At 40.4% G+C, this 23787-nt stretch carries 18 protein-coding genes; 6 read left to right on the plus strand and 12 right to left on the minus strand.

Annotated elements, in window-relative coordinates:
* Nucleotides 1-263: dihydroxy-acid dehydratase (locus H6G76_RS31685; RefSeq protein ID WP_190709788.1), on the minus strand; the 263-nt coding region annotated here is incomplete at its 3' end.
* 119 nt (nt 264-382) lie between these two features.
* Here H6G76_RS31685 and H6G76_RS31690 point away from each other — a divergent pair.
* The gene (locus H6G76_RS31690; RefSeq protein WP_190709761.1) at nt 383-1267 is read left to right on the plus strand and encodes a LysR family transcriptional regulator; all 885 of its coding nucleotides are present in this window, start codon (nt 383-385) and stop codon (nt 1265-1267) included.
* Nucleotides 1268-1415: 148 nt separating this feature from the next.
* Here H6G76_RS31690 and topA read toward each other — a convergent pair whose 3' ends face one another.
* The 7 genes from topA to H6G76_RS31725 all read right to left on the minus strand — a co-directional run bounded on the left by topA (nt 1416) and on the right by H6G76_RS31725 (nt 13191).
* The gene (gene topA / locus H6G76_RS31695) at nt 1416-3572 is read right to left on the minus strand and encodes a type I DNA topoisomerase (protein WP_190709763.1); all 2157 of its coding nucleotides are present in this window, start codon (nt 3570-3572) and stop codon (nt 1416-1418) included.
* A 133-nt stretch (nt 3573-3705) separates the two neighbouring features.
* Nucleotides 3706-3870, minus strand: coding sequence for a hypothetical protein (locus H6G76_RS31700; RefSeq protein ID WP_190709765.1), 165 nt, complete (start codon nt 3868-3870; stop codon nt 3706-3708).
* A gap of 51 nt (nt 3871-3921) precedes the next feature.
* Complete coding sequence (locus H6G76_RS31705; RefSeq protein ID WP_199337603.1) at nt 3922-4587, minus strand: DUF3105 domain-containing protein; 666 nt, start codon at nt 4585-4587, stop codon at nt 3922-3924.
* A 406-nt stretch (nt 4588-4993) separates the two neighbouring features.
* The gene (locus tag H6G76_RS31710) at nt 4994-5227 is read right to left on the minus strand and encodes a hypothetical protein (protein WP_190709767.1); all 234 of its coding nucleotides are present in this window, start codon (nt 5225-5227) and stop codon (nt 4994-4996) included.
* A 584-nt stretch (nt 5228-5811) separates the two neighbouring features.
* Nucleotides 5812-6330, minus strand: coding sequence for a helix-turn-helix transcriptional regulator (locus H6G76_RS31715; protein WP_190709769.1), 519 nt, complete (start codon nt 6328-6330; stop codon nt 5812-5814).
* Nucleotides 6331-6662: 332 nt separating this feature from the next.
* Complete coding sequence (locus tag H6G76_RS31720) at nt 6663-8384, minus strand: ShlB/FhaC/HecB family hemolysin secretion/activation protein (protein ID WP_190709771.1); 1722 nt, start codon at nt 8382-8384, stop codon at nt 6663-6665.
* Between the two features lie 130 nt (nt 8385-8514).
* A complete protein-coding gene (locus H6G76_RS31725; protein ID WP_190709772.1) occupies nt 8515-13191 on the minus strand; it encodes a filamentous hemagglutinin N-terminal domain-containing protein in 4677 nt (1558 codons plus the stop codon).
* Between the two features lie 280 nt (nt 13192-13471).
* On the opposite strand from H6G76_RS31725, the gene H6G76_RS31730 reads away from it, so the two are divergent.
* Nucleotides 13472-16132, plus strand: coding sequence for a CHAT domain-containing protein (locus H6G76_RS31730; RefSeq protein ID WP_242056608.1), 2661 nt, complete (start codon nt 13472-13474; stop codon nt 16130-16132).
* Between the two features lie 58 nt (nt 16133-16190).
* On the opposite strand, the gene H6G76_RS31735 is transcribed toward H6G76_RS31730, so the two are convergent.
* The 4 genes from H6G76_RS31735 to H6G76_RS31750 all read right to left on the minus strand — a co-directional run bounded on the left by H6G76_RS31735 (nt 16191) and on the right by H6G76_RS31750 (nt 20788).
* Complete coding sequence (locus H6G76_RS31735) at nt 16191-16922, minus strand: DUF928 domain-containing protein (RefSeq protein ID WP_242056609.1); 732 nt, start codon at nt 16920-16922, stop codon at nt 16191-16193.
* A gap of 57 nt (nt 16923-16979) precedes the next feature.
* Nucleotides 16980-18863, minus strand: a complete 1884-nt coding sequence (locus H6G76_RS31740; RefSeq protein ID WP_190709776.1) for a CHASE2 domain-containing protein — start codon at nt 18861-18863, stop codon at nt 16980-16982.
* 28 nt (nt 18864-18891) lie between these two features.
* On the minus strand, nt 18892-19602 hold the full coding sequence (locus H6G76_RS31745) for a response regulator transcription factor (RefSeq protein WP_190709795.1): 711 nt from the start codon (nt 19600-19602) through the stop codon (nt 18892-18894).
* A gap of 466 nt (nt 19603-20068) precedes the next feature.
* Complete coding sequence (locus tag H6G76_RS31750; RefSeq protein WP_190709778.1) at nt 20069-20788, minus strand: gamma-glutamyl-gamma-aminobutyrate hydrolase family protein; 720 nt, start codon at nt 20786-20788, stop codon at nt 20069-20071.
* 77 nt (nt 20789-20865) lie between these two features.
* On the opposite strand from H6G76_RS31750, the gene H6G76_RS31755 reads away from it, so the two are divergent.
* The 4 genes from H6G76_RS31755 to H6G76_RS31770 all read left to right on the plus strand — a co-directional run bounded on the left by H6G76_RS31755 (nt 20866) and on the right by H6G76_RS31770 (nt 23689).
* Nucleotides 20866-21057, plus strand: coding sequence for a hypothetical protein (locus H6G76_RS31755; protein ID WP_190709780.1), 192 nt, complete (start codon nt 20866-20868; stop codon nt 21055-21057).
* A gap of 34 nt (nt 21058-21091) precedes the next feature.
* Nucleotides 21092-22042 carry an RpoD/SigA family RNA polymerase sigma factor gene (locus tag H6G76_RS31760; RefSeq protein ID WP_190709782.1) on the plus strand — a complete coding sequence of 317 codons (951 nt, stop codon included), beginning with the start codon at nt 21092-21094 and terminating at the stop codon, nt 22040-22042.
* A 173-nt stretch (nt 22043-22215) separates the two neighbouring features.
* Nucleotides 22216-23127 carry a TauD/TfdA family dioxygenase gene (locus tag H6G76_RS31765; protein WP_190709784.1) on the plus strand — a complete coding sequence of 304 codons (912 nt, stop codon included), beginning with the start codon at nt 22216-22218 and terminating at the stop codon, nt 23125-23127.
* A 190-nt stretch (nt 23128-23317) separates the two neighbouring features.
* A complete protein-coding gene (locus H6G76_RS31770; protein ID WP_190709786.1) occupies nt 23318-23689 on the plus strand; it encodes an acyl-CoA dehydrogenase family protein in 372 nt (123 codons plus the stop codon).
* The last annotated feature ends 98 nt before the right edge of the window (nt 23690-23787 follow it).

Below are 23787 nucleotides of genomic sequence, written 5' to 3' on the forward strand. Positions count from 1 at the left end.
GTTCCCATTGAGATACCATCGCTGATGGTAATTGTGCCGAATATTTGCGGCATCGCTCCGGCAAGTTTTATCCCGACTTCGGCGCGGTGTGCGAGTTTGTTAATTCCCATGTTGCAGGGAGTGATGGTGCTGTAGGCGTTGGATATTCCGACGATGGGTTTGCTGAAGTCTTCGTCTTGAAATCCGACTGCTCGCAGCATTGCTCTATTTGGCGAGCGCTGCACTCCCTGTGTTACTACTTTGCTTCTTAAGTTCTCTGACATTGTGTTTTCGTTCATCGCTGGCACCTTGCTCAAACCTCTGTACGAGTATCATAGGTAGATTTTTTTGAGATGTCCAATATATATTTATTAGAAATTGAGACTTATAAAATATCAAAGATATGGAACTACGACATCTGCGTTATTTTATTGCTGTAGCTGAGGAACTACATTTTAGTAAAGCTGCCAAAAGACTGCATATAGCTCAACCGCCTCTAAGCCAACAAATTCAGCAGTTAGAAGCAGAACTAGAAGTAAAACTTTTTCATCGCAAAACTAAGCAACAAGTACAGCTAACAGAAGCTGGGAAGGTTTTTTTACAAGAAACTTATAGATTACTAGCGCAACTAAAAACAGCAGTAGCACTGACTCAAAGGATTGGAAGAGGCCAAACTGGTCAACTGAGAATAGGATTTACAAGTTTGGTAATTTACGATCTATTACCCTTGATTTTGCGAGAATTTCGTGAGCAATATTCGGAAGTAGAATTAGTTTTATTAGAGTTAACCACAAGTCAACAGGAACAAGCACTAAAAGATTTCCGAATTCATGTGGGTTTTGCTCATCCACCGTTAGAAGATGACACACTCTCTTATAAATGTATTCACTCCGAAACCTTAGTTGTGGCTTTACCTGCAACTCATTCATTGACTCAAAAAGAACACATTCGAGTGCATTTGCTCCTCAGTGAACCATTAATTATGTTTCCCCGCTATCTAGCACCAGGACTTTACGATCGCATCATGGCTCTTTTTCAACAGAAAAAAGTCAAACCTAACATTACTCAGGAGGCTGTTCAAATGCAAACAATTATTGGACTAGTATCAGCCGGAATGGGTGTGGCGATTATACCATCTACTCTCCAGAATCTTCAAAGGTCTGGTGTAGTTTATCGTCCTATATTAGAAGAAGTACCCGTAATCGAAACTGCTGTAATCTGGCAACAAGAAAGTTTAACGCCGATTGTAGAGAATTTTTTACAATTTACTCAAAAGTTTGTCTTGTAAATATTGCCCATTCGTGGAAGTAGTGCCGATAACTCATACAAGCATTTTCTGGTATTGCTGAGTCATAGGATTACATTTAATGTCTTGAAACCTCAAACATTTTCTTTGCGCCTCTGCGTCTCTGCGTGAGATAAAAATCATCCCTCTGTTATTTGGCTAACTCTCCAAATTTCGGACTCCACCAACCCTTGGCTGTATGAAAGTAAGCAACATCCTGATGTTTTTTATCCTGACGAGATTGAGGATTAGAACACCGCAACATCGTCTTTTTTTGTCCATCCTTCGTATAACTGTACTCCTCCAAAGGCTTTTTGCATACAGGACAGGGATGTGACGTTACTTTAACTGGATGCTTTTGTTGTTGCTGTTGTCCACTTTCTTTATCACGAGGTGCAGACCAAGATTTAGTACTATCGCTCCAAAATAGGACGACATTCTCACAGCCTTTAGTACATTTGAGAAAGTATTTCTTCTTAACTTTTGTACTAGGTATTTTAGACATCAAACTATTGCACACAGGGCATTTAGTTCGGGAAGTTTCATATTTACGCTCAACAGCAACTTTGCTAGAGGATGAAGAAGTAACAAAAGTTTTCGCCTTAGAAAGTGCTGGAACAAAATAATCCTGATTCCAAGTCGTGAGATATTGCTGCCAAGAGTGTTTACCAAGAGCGATCGCATCTAAAGCATCTTCCATCTTAGCGGTGAATTCTGCCTCTAGTAAATCAGGTAAAGCTTTCTGTAAAAAAGCGTCAACTTCTAATCCCAAAGCCGTTGGCTGTAAACTGTCTTTGGTTAACTGCACATAATCGCGCTTTTTGAGGGTAGCAACAGTAGGAGCATATGTACTAGGGCGACCAATCCCTTTACGTTCCATTAGCTGTACTAGCTTAGGTTCGCTGTAACGTGGTGGCGGTTGGGTTTGTTTTTTCTCATGGGCTGCATTTTCTAAAGTTAGTGCCTGTCCTTGTTGTAAAGCAGGTAAAATTGAATCCTTACTGAGATTATTCCAGTACTTTGCATAACCGTAGAATTGGATTACCTGCCCTCTAGCTTGCCATAACAGATTGCCCGAAGAAGTAATTACTACAGTCTTATGTAGTTGAGCAGATTTACATTGGGAAGCGATCGCCCGTTTCCAAATCATTACATATAAATTGAATTCATCAGGCGGAATTTCTTGTCGCAATTGTGCGCTAGGTCGAAAAACATCTGTCGGGCGGATAGCTTCATGCGCTTCCTGAGCCGTTTTGCTACTGCGGTGTTTTGCAACTTGCTGCGGCACGTTTTGCGGATCATTTTGTTCTAACCACTGACGCGCACTGGCGCAAAACTCAGGACTTAACATTACTGAGTCTGTCCGCATATATGTGATTAACCCCGCCTCATATAACTTTTGAGCCAGAAGCATAGTTTTATCGGGAGAAAATCTTAGCTTAGAACCGGCTGCTTGTTGAAGGGTGGAAGTTGTAAATGGTGGCGGTGGTTGACGATAAACAGTTTTTGCCTCAATCTGGATAACTTGATGGGGATACTGCCGCGCCCCTTCGACTAACCTTGTGGCTTCAGCTTCCGACAAAACACGCTTACTCTCTAGTACCTTCTCCTTATTACCTGCGGCATCATCATTAGTTTCGGCTTCTTGTTGTTGTGCCTCAACGCTGGAGTCAGTTGTGCCATGATAAAAAGCCCGAAATCCTTCGGCATAATCAACCCAAACATTCCAATAGTCTTGAGGAACAAATGTTTGAATTTCCCTCTCTCGCTGACAAATCAAGTGTAAAGTTGCGCTTTGAACTCTGCCAACGCTTTTCGCTCCGTTGTTTAATGCCCAAACTAGGGGGCTACCTTTGTAACCTACAAGTTTGTCCAGGCAATCGCGGCACAGCCCTGCACCCACTAAATTGAAATCGAGTTTTCGGGAATTAGCGATCGCACTCCTGACTGCCGATGCTGTAATTTCTGTATAGACAACTCGTTTGGCTTCCTTCAATCCCAAAACTTGTGCCAAATGCCAAGCAATAGTTTCCCCCTCTCGATCTGGGTCAGTTGCCAAAACTACTTCCGAAACCTGTTTAGCGGCTGCTTTAAGTTGTCCAATGGTTTGTTTGGCGCGATCGTCTCGCGGAACGTAATCACATCGCACACTACCGCCTTCCATACTGAAGCCTAGTGAATCATTGCCAGAATTGCTTAGTTCTCGGATATGTCCACAACTAGCGCGGACAATCCAATCTGCACCAAGAATTTGATTAAGTTTTTTAACTTTACCAGGAGATTCGACTATAAGAAGACGTTTCGGCATGGCAGATGTGCAATATGGTTTCTTAGAAAAGTAGCGTTGGTAGGCTACTTCTCAGTATAAAAGTACTATTTTCTCACAAAGAGATAAAAAAAGGGACACATTTCCGCTACCTGTAATCGTGGGTCTTGTTACTCTAGCGATCGCATAGCATTTGAGCAAACACTCCTATGATCAAAAAACCAGCCCAATTTGCTGGTTTGAAAGTTGAATGATGGGTGTTCCAAAGGCGAGTGCTATACTCCCCCTTGGACTCTGACTGCAAATCTGCTATCCAAACATTTTTAGATTTAGCAGTCACAGAATATCAAGGCAAGCAAGAAATAGCTTTTTTTCACTGAACAGTATTACATCAGCTCGGACATAGCCCTTGTTGGCATTCAGGGCCACGAGCAATATGCGTATCATAAAAGATTTTGACTGCTGTAGAGCTATAACGGTCGAGCTTCTGTAAATAATTCCAAGCGGTCAGTGCAATTGGAGTATCAAGATTTAACTGTGGTGTCACGATGATACGTCCGTTAAAGTTGCTTAAAGAACGCGCTTGCTGTCTTAGTTGAACTAACTCTTGACCTTTAATTTGTTTAGGATTATAGCTGATAATCACACCACCATGCTCCAAATTGTGTACTAAAAATTCATCGGCGGGCGGATATATATAGATGCCCCACGGTGCTGGGTAGGGATAGTGCGGCCCGGAGGTTGGTGGATTGGAATTATAGGTGACTGAAGTACCTATTTCTACGTGTTGTTGCCCCAAATCTGGAAAACGAATTCCCGGTAGTACTGTGCCTGGATGTACCCCTGGTAAAGGTGATTCAAGTTTCAATACTGGAAAAGGTTCGATTAAGCCGTTCCACTGTAGTGTGGAATTTGTCATTGAACTAGAAGTTGAAGCCGTATTTGGTTGCGGACGAGATTCATGAGCGTTCCCAGGCAGATTTCCGAATAGTAGAGTTATGCTGAACGCACAGACTAAGCACAGTAATAACAAACCTGATTTAGCTTTAATATTCATATAGTTTATGCCCAGATGATAGAAATAAACTCGAAGCCCAAACCCAACAACTTAGAACCACTTCTAATTACCAAACACGACCAAGATAGTAAGAAAATGGGGGATTTTATTCCCCCTAGCGTTTATGGATTTATTAGCTACAAAATAGCGATTTATTCAGATATACAGACAAATTCATGCCATCAAGCAAGCTTGTCTACTGCATAGTTACAAACCTTGGTGTTAGTACTCCCTGTAATTAAAAAAGTGTGGACTCTAAGTTAAACTCACTGAAGAGCCAAGCTTCATAGCCTCAATGACATCAATTTGTCACTACGACAAATCATAAAGTCACTGCACAACTTTTATAATATCCAAGAAATCAGCGATTACTTATTGGGTAATTCCTTTAGCCAATCTGCTGAAATTATATCTGAAAGGCTTGGCATCCACCGTCGTTAGTGCATTTAGGAACCCAATTGTTGCACGCCCACTCTGCGTCTTGTTGAGTATGACCCCACCAGATATCGACTTTATCCGCATATTCAGTGCGACTGATGCAAGCCCAACGGCTGGTATAACCTCCAGATACCAGCTGTTGTTCTTCTGTCGAAAGCTCTACAAATAAACCTGAGTTAGTTTCGGCGTTTTGAATTGACATGACTGATAACCTCATTTACATCTATAGGTTTTATGACTTACAGATTGACAAAAATCTGATTATGTCTGTGAAGCCCTAATTATTGAGTGATGGAAAGTTTTAAGTAAATACGGATTGAACTTTTGCCTTGGTAAAGTTTTATGAAATGTACTCATTCATACCTTATTTATTGAAGGCAAATCAGCTTGTTTACCAATCGTTTCTCTTCTTTCCTAATATCAATAATATTCTTTTAAAACTAGTGAGATAATTAACTATTTTTAGATGTTACTGGAAGTGAACATTAATTATTTTTAGGTAGCAGTAATGTAGATAATTTAAAACTCTACTGAACAATAATATCGTTTTCTAGTAAACAACCAAACTATGAGAGGATTCAAGTAAGAATGATTTTTATAAAATATAAAATACCCAGTCGTTGTTTTTATACAAAAACAACGACTGGGTAACTAATTACTCAATTGAAACAGCAGTTTCTATGTTTTAAAACTATGTTAATTTTTTCTGTTTGAACTCTCTATTTATAAATTTAGAATTTTATTAATTCTAATTATTTTTCGATTTTATTAGGTCTATTTTTTGTTCTAAGCTGCTTGACAACGCTGTATTTCTCTCCAAGCACGCGGAGTATTTTTATAGTAATTACGAAACTGACAATAAAAATGATTAATATTTTGGTAGCCTACTTTTACTGCAATCTGTTCAACGGAATCGTTAGTTTCTAAAAGCAAGGTGCTTGCTTGGGCTATGCGACGGTGAATAATCCAATTATTCACTGTTTTTCCAGTAAGATGCCGCACTAAGTCGGTTAAGTAAGCTGAAGAATAACCAACTGCTTGAGCTACTTCTTTCAGGCTAATACTTTGATGATAATTCAATTCAATGAACTCAAAGACATCACGCAGCCGAGGTATAGATGGAAATATGGAATTTTGATGATTGGATTTTTCATTTTCGGTGATATGAGATAATTTATCATGTGCTAACTGAACACTAACAAGACCATTTTTTGTGATAATCACTTCAAATCCTGCTGTCTCTAAGCATTTCATTAACAGGTTTTTAGTTTCAGGAGTAGCGTCATTTATTAAAATATTGCTCATATTTTCTCCTAATATTTATTTCTGCAAGAACGATTTTTTTACTAAAATTGTTATCTATAACTTATACATTAAATTAGAAGCTCATGTTATACATCCACCTTTTCTGCTTGTTTACATACAGTATTGAGACATAGAGATTTCAGGAATGCGATCGCCTCATTGCAGAAAACTGCATAATTGGCTAATTTATTATTTACAGCAGGAAACAGGCAATAGGCAATAGGTAATAGGGGTGAAAGCCTGTTGGTATATGGCTTTGTTCTTAAAATCTGTATCTCATTTACCTGCAATGTGCTGTATATTGTTTATTGAATTTTTCGTAGATACTTGTATCAAAACGGCTGATAGCGCACTGAAAAATTAAAGCCATTATCTTGCAGTGAACTACCGCGATCGCTCGTTCCAATCAATGGTAACCCGTATTCTGCACGCCATACCAAACCGCTAAAAGGTTGCCACTGTAAGCCTAATCCTAAGCTAGCAAGGGTTTGCGGGTCGGGATTGCTACCACTATTGTTCCAAGCTGTACCAATGTCAAAAAATGGCAATAACTGTAGGGTTTCTACATTCGATGTCAGGGGGATACGAACTTCCATACCTCCAATTACCCCATTGTCAGCCACCAGTTGATTTTGGCGATAACCGCGCACACTCTCAACTCCGCCAATGCTAATTTTTTCTAGCGAAAGTAAGGAATCAGGTGTAAGTTGAGTGTTAATTTTGACCAGAATCAAGTTGCGGGGAGATAGCCGTTGTACCCATTGAAATTGGCCCACCCACGAGAAAAACCGCCCATCAGTACCAGTATCGTTGATAGTTGCATTCATTGCATCTATGCCAAAACTAAATTGCGATCGCGCTGCTAGGACAGTTTTAGCATCACGTTGTAACCAATCTTGGGAAAAGCGAATGACCGTAACTTTCGATTCCCCATCTTCGGGGCCTTCGCTAAAAGAGAAGGGAATATCATTAAGTATGAAGGTTTGATTGCGTCGTAAATCGAATGCTAATGAGAGAGCAAATTCGCTATTGGGGGTATAAGTTAGCGGTTGACGCACGTTAAAAGAAAGAGTTTCTCCTTCACTGCGGATATTTAAGTCACGGAAATCGCTTTCAATAATGCGGCTACCACTATTGCTGTAGCTGAAACCAATGGTTCCATTTAAGGCGTTAAAGGGAACAGAATAACTAATATTGTAAATATCTAAACCTTCAGTAATGCCATATTCAGCACTAAATCGATCTGCAAAGCCTAATAAATTATCGTGAGCAACAAAAACACTCCCTTGTTGTGAACCAACGCTAACTGATTGGTTATTTGCAAAGATAATTCCTACATGAAATGGTTGTGATTCGGTAATTTTCACCTGCAAAATATTGCTACCTGAAGTACTCCCTGCGGTTAACTCGGCGTTAACTCGTTCAATTGCCGGGTCAAGTTGTAATAATTGCAGTGCTTCTTCCAGGCTATTTTTATTCAATGGTTTTCCGGCAAAACGCTTAATCCGAGAACGCACATATACAGGTCGCAATCTTTGTAATCCTACAATAGAAATTCCTTCGAGTTCACCTTCCACAACTTGGATTTGCACGACACCACTAGCAACATTTTGATTGTTGGGAATAAATGCACCACTAGTGATGTAGCCCTTGTTCACATACAGTTCAGTAATTTGCGATCGCAGTTGCAATAACTGCTCAAATGTAATTTTTTTATTTTCTAAAGGCTGTTTTAACTTAATGATTTCATCTTCTAAAACAGAATAGCCTCTAACTTGAATTTCTTTGACAAAGAAACTTTCGCCACTGGGAAAGGTTGTGTCGGGTAAGTTTTCTTGTGGGGATGATGGAAGTATCGGGAAAATTCGTGTAGGTGGTGTAGGATGAGGCTTTGGTGAGGCTTGGGGTAAAGCCTCTTCAACCTTCTCTGGTGTATTGGGAGGAATTGTTACTCCCGATGGGGGTGTCGATTGTGCAAATGTTGCCAGCGCAGTAATACTGTCGAAAGAAAGCAAAATTAAAAACAGTCTTTGAATCCGAAGATATAACCCCATTGTTTATGATGCAGGATTGTTAATAAATCTAAATTTTAGAATTTAAAATAAGCTCCTAAAAAACGCTTTTTTCTATTACATTTCCATCTAAATTGTAGTTATACCATTATTAAAGTTGTAATATGACCTTTTAACAAGCCCGACTTAACAGCAATCGCCCATCAGGTAATCGATATAATCCCTGTGGTTCAATGATGGGGTCGCCTTTTTTCCAGGGACGAGATGTTGATTCAACACTACGCACATCGCCAGTTGTATAGGCAGAAATTAAGACATCACCTGGACTATTGCGTAAAGCACCAGAACCTGTGATGGTAAAAGAGTTTTCTTGTCGCTTGGTGCCGCGTGCAATGCAACTATTGGCAATCAGTGCGTTGGTATCAATTACATTTGGTGATAATTGAGTGAAGCTATTTTGAATCGAACTATTGTCTGGTGTATTGAGATTGATGATCCCGGAAATGCCTTGTTCGGAACTGGCAGTAATATCACTTTGATCGGTTGGTTCTGCACGGGACTCGATACCGAAGATACCTTGAGCGTTGATTTGGATGTTTCCCCCAGTGCCAGTGAAGGCATTGGCACTAATGTTGCTATCCTCGTGGGGAATCGCCACGATGAACTTGCCATCAACGGTGATGTTGCCGCCATTACCTCCAGCCTGATCATCTCCAGCAGTGGTAGAGATTTGACTACCGTTGCGTAATAGTAGTAAGTCTTGCACATTTAGGGTAATATTCCCCCCATTACTACTGCCAGTTGCAGCAGAAATTTTACCATTATCCAGGTTAAGGGAGCCTGCGGAAAGTTTGATATCACCACCAGTTCCTTCTCCCTGGCTATTGGTGGAGATAGTTGCCCCATCCCGAATTATGAATGTTCTGGGGTCGATGATAATACTGCCACCTTTACCAGTAGAACCTTCATCGGTACTAGCAAATAGTCCTGTATCTTGCCCAGTTAAGAAAATTTGATCCCTCGCCTGGATGTTGAGGTTGCCTGCTGCACCACTGTTAGAGGTGTTGGTTGAGATTTTTGCTCCTCCATTCAGGCTAAATGTCTCGGCATTGATGCCAATCTCTCCCGCTTTACCGATCCCTGAGGTAGAGGCGGAAATTTCCACTCCATCTTTCAAGATTAATTGCCGGGTAGTAAAATTCATATTTCCGGCATTGCCTATGCTATTGGTTTCCACAGCTAACTTTCCCGATCCAGCAATGGTGATGGATTGGGGAGCAGTGACAATTAAGTCACCCCCCTGACCGCTACCGGAGGTAGATGCCGAAATCTGGGAGTTGCGAGTTAATGTAACTTTCAGATCGGGTTGATTATCATAAGGATTGAGTCGGAGGTCACCTGCGGGAGATTTTCCCTGAGTTTCGGCAAACACACCAACAATGCCTGCTAAATCTAAGTTGGAAGTATTCAAGGTGATACTGCCACCGCCTTGAAGATTAGTGGCACTCTCTGTTGCTGTTGCAGTGATCCGAGCAGCTTCGGAAAGCCTAAGAGTTGGCGTGTTGATCGTGATATCTCCGGCTTTCCCTGCACCACTAGTTTCTACAGAAAGGACAGGAGCAGAATCTTGAACCCGCATCAAGTTCACGGAAGTAGGTGCATTGATTGTAATCGAACCACCCTGTCCATCACGCTCAGTTGTAGCTAAAATTTGTGCGTTTCCTGCAATTGTCAGGGCTGAGGTGTTTAGCGTGATACTTCCGGCACCTCCATTACTGCTGGTTAAGGCAGAGAGCTGGCTACCATTAGAGAGGATAATGCCCTGGTCTGCACTAATAGTAATGTCTCCAGCTTTTCCAGTTCCGGTGGTTTCTACGGTTAATTGTCCGGGCCCAGAAATGCTAATTGGGTAGAATTGATCGATACTTATCCGTCCACCTTTACTACTAGTAGCAGTGGAGGCAGTAACCTTGGAAGAATTGCTCAAGAAGTTGATGGTAGGCGTATTGATTGCAATGCTTCCAGCATCTCCCTGTCCAGATGTACTGGAGCTTATTTGAGCATCGGATGCAAGAGAAACAGCATTAGCCTTTATAGTAATATTACCACCTTGACCAATAGCTCCCCTGCTTACAGAGCTATAGACTCCGCTAGATCCATAATACTCCATGCCACTTTGGGGATCGTTAAATCGATTATAATCCGTTCCCTCATCAAACAGGGCTAAATCACTAACCATAATGGTTATATTGCCTGCATATCCGTTGCCTCGCGTTCGAGATTCCAACAAGGCACCATTTGTTATGGATATTGATTTTGCTGTAATAGTCACGTCTCCTGCATCGCCTTGAGCGAATTGTTCCACGTTACTTTTGATTGCTGTGGGTGTCTGTGAACTGATTCCATCTAAAACGACAGCATCACGGATATTCACATTAATGTTTCCCCCATTTCCTTGACCACTAGTGCCGGAATCTATTCTTGCACCATCTTCCAGCCGCAGAGATCCTCCAGTGATGTTAATATCTCCTGCTTTACCCTCACCAATTGACTGTTTATACTCAGGTCGTCCCAAAGAATTGAGAATAGCTGTATCCTTCCCCCTTATTGTGATGTCATTACGAACATTCACATTAATGTTTCCCCCCTTTCCAATGCCCAAAACATCCGAGTTTATCTGAGCACCATTTGATACTAACAGTGAGTCTGCGCCAATATTGATGTTCCCTGCATCACCTATGGCTCCCACTTCCACAGTTGATCTTATAATGCTCTCATTAGTAAATAAAACCCTACCGCCTGCTTTGATGAGTATATCTCCTGCATTACCTTTGCCATAAGAGGAGGAGGAGGAGGACGAATTATTGAGGGTGATATCACCTAGGCCAGTTTCGAGAGAAATGTTTCCTCCTGGCAGCAAACTACCAGAGCCTGAATACGAGTACAGGGCTAATGGTGAGCTATTGAGGGTGATATCCCCTGAGCTAGCATTGAAGGAAATGTTTCCTCCCGTCTCCGCATGACCAGAGTTCGATTGCGAGACCGAGTTCGAGGGTGAGTGAGTGAGGGTGATATCCCCTGAGCTAGTTTTGAAGGAAATGTTTCCTCCTGACCCCGCATTACCAGAGGGCGAGTATGAGTACGAGAACGAAGGCGTGTTATTGAGAGTAATATCCCCTGAGCCAGTTTTGAAGGAGATATTTCCCCCCGATCCTGCATTATCAGAGTCCGATTGCGCGTTTGAGTTCAATACCGAGTTGTTGAGAGTGATGTTACCTGAGTCAGAAGAGAAGGATATATTTCCTCCCGACCCCACATTACCAGATGCCGAGTACGAGTACGAGTACGAGTGTACGTTGTTGAGAGTGATGTTACCCAAGGTCGAAATTAAGGATATGTCGCCCCCATTACCACTATCCCCAGCGATTGTATAGGAAAACGAACCCAGTGCAGCGAATAATCCAAATGGATCGAGGAATGAGCTAGTGTTTTTAATCTCGCCTGCTGCTCTCAAATCAATAGTTCCGCCATTGCCCCCCGTTGTACTAGAGGCATCAATGCTATGAAAAGTAATACCCCCTTGATTGGCAGTCAGCTTCACCAATCCCCCTTGGGTGTTAGGCTGCATACGCACGGGACTGAGCAGGGTAATTCCCGCCGGAACTGCTCCACTTGTAAATCCTGACGGACTATTTTGACTGGTGCCGCCATAAACCAAGCTATTCTGTCCAGAACGAATGATCAGACCGGGTTGTGTTCGTAATGCGGCATCCTCGCCCACAAAAGGAGAAACTGTATCCGGCGCATCAATGGTGACAGCGCCCTGAATCCTGACATTTTCTTGAGACTCGATTAACAACGAGGCTCCGCTATAGTGGGCCGCGATATCCACATTGCCAGTGCTACTAATAATTGGGTCATACAGGCTGGTGAAATTGACCAGATGCCCAGAAAGGCTTTGAATACGGAAGTCACCGCCGCTGCTAAAGTGAGCATCTCCAGAAATGGGGCCATCACTGAGCAAACTCAGGTTTTTGCCACTAATAAAGGCCATTTGCTGTGGGTGGCTGAAGGCGAAAATATCAATTCCTTGATTGCCTTGGATAATTAGATTACCACCCGATCGCGCCACAAATGGATTGAGTGCCGTATCTCGTACTTTCACCATATTTTGCGCCTGGAGAACCAGATCCCGTCCGGCAATCAGTTGTCCTTGCAGGTCAAGCTTATCTGCTATTAACTGTAAGTCCTGTCCAGATCTGAGGTCACCGCGATTGGTAATCGTTGCCCCTGTCCGACTTGAGCCATACTGTAATCCGAGAGGAACGTTGACATTCAGCAGTGGTGGTGATTTGGGAGTGGTGGTGCTGAACTGACTACCATCAGGAAATGTGAAACTATTGGCAGTGTTTGCCACAAAGGAACCGCTAATATCTAACTGAGCATTAGGGCCAAACAATATGCCATTGGGATTGAGCAAATATAAATTAGCGTTCCCCAATACGCCCAATGTGCCGAAAATCTCAGAGGGACTACGCCCTGTAACGCGAGTCAGAATATTGGCAATACCAGCAGGATTGGCAATATACACTCTATGTCCAGTCTCAATATTGAATTCTTGAAAACTGTGGAAGAGATTGCTACCACGTCTTGCACCACCGTCGATTTTGTCACCCAAAACACCATGAATCATCTGGTTTGGATTAAGTCGAGAAGCTTCTGTACCCAGAGTGTTATCGGGTATGATTTGTCCTTGAACCGGCGAAGCAAAGATGAATGCAGTAGATATTAAGTATAGATAAAAGAAATTTTGAAGACTGAGCTTTTTGTGTTGATGTACTCGATTCATAAATAACTTACCTTGGATAAAATAAAAATCCACGCTAGTTCTTATATAAATGTTTTTTCGGCGTTGTGATCCGTCAAAATTAGACTATCATTCAAGAAATATCAGCAGATAGCTTTCTTTTGCATATATGAGTAAGGATAGCTGTTGCGATCGCATTTGCAACATTAGAATTAAAAATAAATATTGCAAAATATTACTTTCTCCACTGCAACAAACCCATATATTGCTGAACCTGGAAAAGCTTTGGCAGCAAATAATTCGATTTAGGAAATTATGTTTTTTGTTAAGCCTGGTAATTTGTTTGTTGTTTGGACAAGTTGTATCTGCACAATCTCCAAATACAAATTTACTGGTTGAGCAAGGAATCAAAGACTATAATGCTGGAAATTTTTTCAATGCCATCAAAAATTGGCAAGAGGCACTAAATCAGTATCAAAATAATCCGTCAGCTACTGCGGTTGTAAATGAAAATTTGGCGCGTGCTTACCAACAAATAGGAGAAAATAAAGCCGCGATCGCATCTCTGTCGGCAGCAATTCATGATTATAGTGCAGTGAAAAACATCCAGCAAGTTGGCCGGATGAAGTCTGAACTAGCCCAAGTTTACAGTAATTTGGGACAACCTCGCAAAGCGATCGCGCTGTTGTGTGGTCAAATTGTAGAGCAATCAAAAAATCAATTAAGTCAAGAAATAGAATGTACTCCAGAAAGTGCCGAACAAATTGCTACTAAATACAACGACAAACGCGGTCAGGTTGCAGCTTTAGGAATTCTCGGTGAAGCATATCGTTTAATCGGCAATTACGACCAAGCAATTAAATATTTGGACGCAGCGCAACAAGTTACTCCAGAATATCAATTTTTGGTGTTCAATAGTTTGGGTAATGCTTACAAAAGTCGCGGTCAATTGCGAGAGTTACAAGCTGATTCGGCAATGAAGGCTGGGATTTATACTAAAGAACAAGAATTGACGCAAAAGGCTCTAAATGACTATAAAAGAGCTTATCAATATTTTCAGGATAGTGTAAAATTCGCCCGCAACCAAAAGCAAGCTTTAGGGCAGATGCGGGGATTATTAAATTTAATTCAGTTAGCTTCCCAGACCAATAATCACAAAGTTATTCATGATGAGGAGTTTAACAAAACTCTTCAGGATGCTTTAAATGTTCTCGAAAGTTTGCCAGATTCAGCAACAAAATTCTATGGTCAAATTGATTTAGCATACTTGCAGCGAGATGCTAAAGGAACTTCACCCTTTACCTACTGTCCAACTCATCTGGTTTTATCAGATAACAATAAAGCATTGAATTTGCTAGAAAATTCAGTATTAACAAGTAAAAAATTACAAGATAATCGCCTCATTTCATATGCTAACGGTGCTTTGGGACATTTCTGGGAATGTCAGAAAGATAATGAGAAAGCATTAAAATATACGCAGTCTGCAATTCTCGCCGCCGACATTAAATTAAGTGCAAAAGATAGCTTGTATTTGTGGGAGTGGCAAGCAGGACGCATTTTAGATGCACAGAATCGAAAACAAGAAGCGATCGCATCTTATCAGCGAGCATTTGATACTTTAGAAGATATCCGTCAGGATATTTTGACTGCCGAACGGGATGTACAATTTGACTTCCGCGATGTCGTTAGACCACTGTACCGGACATTGGCACAGTCGCGGCTCGAATTGCTAGGAGTGGAAGCAATTACAGACAAACGGCGTGCTAAGGAACTATCAAAAGTAGTTAACACCATCGATGCTCTGAAACTTGCAGAATTACAAAATTATTTTGGCAATGATTGCATTTTGAGTGGGTTGAATCCTAAACCTGTGGGCGAACTCCTTGAAGATAATAGTGTAGCGTTTAAGAATACTGGGTTTTTGAGTTCAATAATTTTAAATAATAAAACCGGAATATTATTGCAGTTACCTAATCAGGCAACTAAATTTAAGTGGATTGAAGACCCCAATCAACAAGGTACAAACAAAATTGTTAGCAGCGACACCCTAGAAAAAAAAATTGCTGAATTTCGCAAAGGACTAGTGAGCAAAGAAGACATTAACTACGATACAACAATTGCGGCACAGCTTTATGATTGGATAATTCGCCCTTTTGCTGAAGATATTAAACTACAAAAAATCAAAACCCTGATATTTATTCAGGATGGGTTTTTGCGTAGCGTCCCAATGGCAGCACTTTATGACAACCAACAACAGAAATATTTAATAGAATCCTACGCAGTCGCTACAACCCCCAGTTTACGAGTTACCCAGCCTAAAGAGCGCGATCGCAGTGTGCAGAAGGCACTAATTTTAGGTTTAACGCAAAAAGCCACCATCGATGGCAAGACTTTTGATCAGCTTTTTGCTGTTCCCAATGAAGTCAGTGCAGTTGAAAGTATATTCCCAAAGAATACTCCCCTAATCGACGATAAATTTATCCCCAAAAATTTTCAGCAAGAACTTGAGAAAAGCCCATATTCCGTTGTCCATATAGCTAGTCACGCTCAATTTGGCATCATTCCTGAAGACACGTTTATTGTCACAGGCAAAAATCAAAAACTTACCATCAGTCAATTAGAAATATCTCTGCAAAACCTCAACACCAAATCAGATAGTGTTGAACTTCTCACACTGACTGCCTGTGAAACCGCAGTTGGCGATGACCGTGCCACACTAGGACTAGCTGGGGTGGCGTTGCAAGTTGGGGTCAAAAGTGCGATCGCCTCTTTGTGGAGTGTCACTGATCAATCGACATCCGAACTAGTCAAAACATTTTATACCAACTATAGCAACAATGGCATAAGTATTGCCCAAGCATTGCAAACAGCCCAAATTAGAATGATTAATGCTAAGAAATTACCGCCATCTGAAAATATTAATCCTATGTACGATCATCCTGCATATTGGGCATCAATGATTGCGATCGGTAATTGGCTGTGAAAGCTATTGCACGATACACAGCACCCGATTTCAGCTATTTTGACTCTCCCTACTACTTTTATATGCTTTGGTTGGCAATTTTCTGGAGATATTGAATTCGTTGCTGAATATTTTTGATATCTATATCGCTGCCTGTGGGAATTTCTGATTGTGCGAGGTCTTTAACTAAATTTGCCCCAAGTTGGCCGAGTTTAGCATGATCGGCTGCTTTCAAAGCTTCTGACAACGCTTCATACCACAGTTCTTTTTCAGCATAATAATTTACTCTTTCTGGAATGCTAGTAAATCGTTTCTGAGAGAGTGATTCAGGTTTGATCACAGTAAATTCTGCATGATTAATAATCGTGTCGTTTTTGCAGTCAATTGCAATTTGCCATAAATATGTTTTACCTACTGTGAGTGCAGGATAAATGGAGGGAAGTTTTAGCTGATTAATCCCGATTATTGTGGGTATTTCTTGAACTTTGCTAATTTGTTTAACGCTGTTTGCTGATTCAAATTCAAACAGTCGGAATCGCACATCTTGCGAACTTGACATATACCAAACTAACGTTGGACGTGTAGAAGCCGTTTTACCGATAAATGTCACAGGTGCAAGCTGCGTTAGTGGAATACCGCTACTTGAACATCCACGTGAACCACCCCCACGAGAATTTCCGCTAGCTGGTTTGCGATCGCGTGGTGTAAACTGGGCAGATGCAGGAAATGTAGTCATCAGCAAAAACACTCCTACAACTAAGCTTGCCAGTCTGCGGCTATTTCGCCAAAATGCCAAATGTTGATGTCTCATAGTCAGGCTGCTGATTATATGGTGATCTAAAACTTTTGCCGAATAATTCATAACTCATCATTGTTTCTTAAGTTTCCAACTAAGTTCGCAGATAGTTCCGCAAGGAGAAAGCGACTCCCGCCGAAACTCTCCTCCTAATTGTTTGGCCAGGATTTTAGACTGTTTTGTGCCTTTATTTTCTAGCTTTGATTGAATTCCTGAACCGTTATCTTTGACCGATAATTTGTATGTATTGGCACTATAAACACCCAATGCTTGAACGCGCTTGACACCTTGGGCGTGTTTACCAATATTACATAAAGCTTCTTCCAGAAATAGACAGATTCCGCGTTTGTCTTCCTTATTTAAATATTTATCATCTATTGGTTCAAAATTACGAATTTTAACTTTTAATGTTTGAAAATTTTCAAAATCTTGACGTTCTAATGTACTTGAATAAACTTCATATAATAAATCGTGCAACGGTCTGTTCAATTCGAGTATTAATCCGCTCCCTAAACGTAAACTCTCTTCTTTTGTTAAGGCTTCGAGTTTGAGATATTCGCCAATTTCCCGAATTTCTCGATCTAGCTTTTCAAATTGTCCAACCAGTTGCTCGTAGGGCAGATCTTGAGTACGCAGATGCTTTAATGCATAGGCAAGAGTTTGCAAGGGGCCATTATGAATTATGGTAAAAGTGTGTTGAATGGTAGTTTGACGTTCGTTAATTTGCGATCGCAAAAATTGATCATGCTGGTAAAATGCAAAAGCACTCAAACCAACGCCATTCACAGCTAATATCAGCAAATTAGGTACTATCGGAATCCAGATACCCCACACCCACAGCATTACGTAACCACAGCTAAATAGACCTATTCCAGCTGCACCAACACTCAGTAAATTTTTCCACACAGATTGAGTTATTCGTCCGATAACCATTGGCAGAAAACCCCAAATAAATATCCATGCATACTCTTCCACATCTCCCCAACTGTGCAAGAGTGGGCGGTTATCAATTACACTACTAAGAATTTGACTAATAATATGAGCGTGATAATCAATGCCATGAATTTGACCGCTTAATTTTAAAGTAGGCAACGCGGATGTATAAAAAATATCACCAGTACTCGTATTGCGGTTGCCAACTAATATTATGCGATCGCGTAACAATTTCGCATCAACTTGCTCTTGGAGAATATCGCGTAACGACACAATATGAAAAGGCTGAGAATTGTTGCGGAAGTTCATCAAAACTGACAATCCCCCATCATCAACATCAACGTATGCACCAAAATTTTTGGTGATTCGGGGTAATTCGACCTGATTAAACATGATTGTATTTGGGTCATTGTTACCTGCGCTGATCTTAATTGCTTGGTTTTGAAAGTACTTGGTAATTAACCTTAGTGCTAGAGAATATTTATCTTCGTTGATATTCTTAGGATTCGGTGTATACAACAAATAGCGTCGATTTTTGCTATCTCCATCATTAGGTAAATCAACAAATCCGATTTGTTGCGGTGGCAAACTTCGGGGTGGGAAAGTTTCTCCAGGCGGTAATATTTTTTCAATACCAATAATATTTGTATTTGTCTGAAATACGCGTGTGAGTTGTTCGCCTCCAGGTTCCACAGGAACGTTTTTAAAGATATCTAATCCAATTGCTAATGGCTGATAGGTTTCTAGCTTGGTAAGTAACTGGGCAATTTTTTCATCTGGAACTGGGTATTGCCCAAGCCATTCAATATCCTGTTCATCGATACCTACAATTACGACACGTTCATCAATTTTTTCTAACGGACGCAGACGTAACATAGTATCAAACAGCATCCATTCCCAAGATTGCATCCCTCCAGCGATACGGATCAATATCACTACAACCAGCACGATTATCCCTGGAGGTGCAGCCTGCGACCACAACTCCAATTCTTGGCGAATACGATTCCTGATACTCCTTTTCATCCTGCTTCCGGCTTAATCAGCCTGCATATTAATCAATTAAACCTTCTTCACGCGAACGAACTTCAGTTTGGATTCGCATATTTTTACCGCTTTGCTTGCAGTCTTCCGGGTAGACTCCCAAGACATCCTGAATCTTCGTCCAGTAAGTACGTACTGCTCGTTCTGATTTATACATTCGCTCGGCGATCGCCTTATCTGTCAAACTCTCTTCAAACGCCAACCGCAACACCTCCAACCATTCTGGTTTGAGTTCGATCCCTGTTTTGATATCTTTAGTGTGAGTTGCACCCTGAAGTGCTAAACTAACCCGGCTCAACATTTCCGATTCCGGTAATCCTTTATCAGCGATCGCAAACCCACCTTGATGATTATCAATCTCGTGTTTAATCCGGATCAATGCCTTGACATAACTAGTTTGCACCATGAAATTGCGATCGGGATATTCTTTGAGCAAAGTTTGTAACAGCTTAATTCCGGTATCAATTTCTGCTGTCTCCCCTTGCTGACTGGGAATCGACAAATCCATCACAATTAGGTCAAAGGAGTGAGATTGAACTAAAATCAGTGTCTCTTGGGCTGTTTGAGACTTAAGTATTTTAGCTTCTGAATAGATTCTACTTAATACATCAAAAGTGCCAGTTAAAATTAATTGATGGTCATCGACAACCAAAATCTCCAGCTTTTTTTCCACTGGTAAATACCCATAAAGTTGATGTTTTTCTAAGCTTACTACTGCCATCATCTTCTCCCTCTGTTAAGTAAGGTGAAGTTTTGTCAGGTAGGAATATACATACATTGCATATAGGATTCATATCTGATTTCTGAAAAAAACTCAGTATACTTTTATTCCTGCTTTCCTGTTCCCTATTGCCTCTCTACACAAGTATTTTCAGTAATCAAACCGGATTCCTATATTCCTACTGATATTGATCCAAATTTAAAGTTGTGAGCTAGATAAAAAATCCTGCTTTCAATTCCAATACTGTTCATCTTGGATGGCAGGAATTCTCTATCTAAAAAATAGAGAATTTAAATTTTGTAAACCCATCACTATAATTTGTGGAAGTATGAGCTTATTCTAATTAGATATCTATTTTTTATGTATGCACAAAAGTGCAAATTTAATACAGTAATTTTGGACATTTTCACAAAATGAGCGATCGCTCTTGGTCGCAAGCAGATGAATTTCTCTTTCAAATAAAGAATCAACTTGCAACCTGGACGAGAGCTTGAAAAATTCTATGATGGCTAGGATCATTAATTAAAAGCTCAGGATGCCATTGCACACCAATTGCCCAAGGATGATGTTCATGCTCTACAGCTTCAATGACTCCATCATCTAGAGCATGAGCAACAATCCGCCAAGAAGGTGGTACTTTATCTACTGCTTGATGATGCCAAGAAACCACAGATATGTGGGAATTCTGTATACAGTTAGCTAAACGGCTTTGTACATCTATCTTGACAAGATGTTTCGTGGGTAAGCGTCGTCCAGGTTCAGGCTCTAGACGATGTAATGCAGATGTACCGTAGACATCTGGAATATGAGGAATTAGAGTACCGCCACAGGTAACGATCAGAATTTGTAAACCCCGACAAATACCCAACGTTGGCAAATGGCTTTCAAGGGCAAACTTGGCAAGCTGCAATTCAAAAGCATCACGTTCAACATCGACAGAATAAATAGTCGGATGAGCAAAACCGTTGTAGCAAACAGGGTCAATATCTCCGCCACCAGAGATGATTAAACCATCCAACGGCTCTAGAAGTACAGCCGGCTCAATTTCTCCTGGTGGTAATAATATGGGAACGCCACCTGCGGCACGGACTGCATCTATATATTCGCTAGGCAGAGAAAATGGTATTGCGGCAAGCCGACCGTAAGTTGTAATGCCAATCAATGGTTTTCGAGATTTTCTACTCATCTGGATGCTATTTCATTTGGTTTAGATAAATCTGGGACTGTTGCGACCTCTTCAGTAATAAAAGCTATAGGTGGTTTTTGACGAAAGTTTCACCTTTAGCAGAGTTTGGCATTGCCATTAATGTTTCCTCAAAGAATTTTTTCCAGTCTATCGTTAAACTTGTGATCTGGTTTGTGAACTACCTTAGCCAAGGACAAACTAGCGATCGCTACACAAAATTGCATTCTCTGGATGTTATTTTTGTAAGGCTATTTGATTTATACTTTTAAATCCGTCTATGTTTTGGAGAAATGTTAAAGTTGTATGTCCAGCCTAAGTTCTGACATGGTACGCGTCTATTTACAAGAAATTGGTCAGTTCCCTTTATTAACCTCCGACCAAGAAATAACTTATGGCAGACAAGTACAACAGATGATTGCCATTGAGCAACAACAGCAGCAGCTAAGTCAACAATTAGATCGCCAACCAACACCCTCAGAGTTAGCGAATTTTGTCAATAAAAGCGAAGCAGAAATCAATCACATCTTTGGGCAAGGTAAGCGAGCCAAGCAAAAGATGGTTACAGCCAACCTGCGACTAGTGGTTTCGATCGCTAAAAAATATCAGCGTCGCAATTTGGAGTTTTTGGATTTGGTTCAAGAAGGAGCAATTGGTTTACAAAGGGGAATAGAAAAGTTTGATCCCAACCGAGGATACAAATTATCCACATACGCATATTGGTGGATTAGTCAGGCGATTACCAGAGCGATCGCCGAAAAATCTCGCACCGTCAGATTACCAATTCATGTCAACGAGAAACTAAATCAAATTAAGAAGGCACAGCGAGAACTATTTCAAACACTTGGTCGCCGTGGCACTCTCACCGAAATTGGTCAGAAACTAAACTTAGAGCCAAGCCAGATTCGAGAATATCTCAGTGCTGCTAGCGGAACAGTTTCGTTAGATATGAAGATTGGGGATAACCAAGATACAGAACTGAGTGAACTTCTAGCTGATGAGGGTATCTCGCCGAATGACCAGATCACCCAAGAAATGTTACGGCAAGACTTAAATGATTTGTTAGCATCACTTAAACCAGTGCAGCGTGAAGTATTAATTTTGCGCTTTGGACTGTTGGATAATCAAGAACGAAGTTTGGCTCAGATTGGAGAAAAACTCAATGTCAGTCGAGAGCGAGTGCGTCAAATTCAGCAACAAGCAATGGCTACTCTGCGCCGTCAACAACCATCCATTGGGCAGTATTTAAGTTCTTGAGAATGAGATTATAGTTCTGTACACGAGACGGTGAAGGTAACTTCACCGCCGACTTTATCTATTTCTCCGAAAGTATCTATTTCTTTAAAGGCTGTAGAATGTGAGATATCGCTATATTACCTAAATATAGCTCAACATAAAAAATCAACATTCATTCAATCATTATTGACTATATGAATATTACATTACAACCATTATCGGAAAACATAGGCCTACAAATTATAAATAATGACAATATTAGTATCTTAGAATTAAATTTAGAAGAAATTACTAATTTATTCAAATCCTATGGCGTGCTGCTTTTTAGAGGATTTGAAACTAATACTAATATTTTTAAACAATTCAGCAATTTATTAAGTGTAGATTTTCTGGATTACACTGGCGGAGCTTTCACCCGAAGAATTATTGATGGTGATAAGACTGTTTTAAGCGTCAACGATTATCAATTTGCAATTAAATTACATGGAGAAATGTATTATCAGAAAAGCAAACCACTGATGTTGTGGTTTTTCTGTGCTACTCCAGCATCACAAGGAGGGGAAACAACAATATGTGATGGTAAGTATTTTTTTGAAGAACTTAGTGATTCAACCAAAAATTTATTTAGCAGAAATAAACTGAAATTTTCTGTATATCAATCTAAAGATGTATGGCAAGCAAAATACAAAACTGATGATTTGGATAAATTACAAGAGATATGTAAAAATAACGATATATCCCTAAAAATCAATGCAGATAAATCTATTTATCTTGAATACATTTTCTCTGCGATTATTCCTAGTAAATGTGGCAAATATCAAATTTTTATTAACAGTATTTTACCAACAAAACAGTTAAACCCAGAAATTCTAAAATTTGTTGATGATTCAGAAATTCCTAATGACGTGCTTCAGGAACTAGATGAAGTTGCTGAAAGAGTCACAACAAATATTTCTTGGGAAAAAGGAGATATTTTAATGATTGATAATACTAGAGTTATGCATGGTAGAAGAGCTTTTTCTGATGAAAAAAGAGACATTTATATCAGGTTATGCTCACCAGCTTTTGAATTTTCTTCTACTGATGATGTGGAAATACCAGTCTAAATCTTTTAAAATCTAGAGAATCGAGATGTTCTACTCTTGGGAAGCATAGAAAAAATTCAATCTCAGTTTTAATGAATAAATTTTTGATCGACTTGATAATTCTTTTGATGTTTTGCCTTGAGGCATTCTCAGCTTACCTTTATTAAAGTCTTTGGCTGTATATTGGCGGTAAAACAGATAAAAAATCAAGATGATTGACTTCAGCCTGACTCCAGAACAGCAAATTTTGCAAACACAAGCGCGTGACTTTGCTCAAAATGAAATTCAACCGATTGTTCGCATTATCGAAGAGTCCAATAATCCAGCAATAGAACCTTGGGAATTTTGCCAAAATTTGTTTTATCAGGGATCTAAATTAGGATTCACATCCTTAATGCTTCCAGAAGAGTTAGGAGGTGCGGGACGCAAGTGTATAGATTTAGCTATAGTCTTGGAAGAAATAGGTGCTGTGGATGTCAGCATTGCTTGTAGTTATTTCAATCTCACCGCAGCGATGTCGTTATTTGTGACGAGAGCAGCCACTACAGAACAACAAAAACGAATACTATCTTTTGCTAATTAGACATCTCCGAAAACTATCAAACCTTGTTTGTGACTAGCTTATAAGGCGCAAATGCAAGCATCGCGAATTACCTAGTCTATACGCTAAAATAAGGATTT

Origin of the sequence: Nostoc sp. FACHB-152, from assembly GCF_014697475.1 — a bacterium.
In the GTDB taxonomy this organism is placed as follows: Bacteria; Cyanobacteriota; Cyanobacteriia; order Cyanobacteriales; family Nostocaceae; genus Nostoc_B.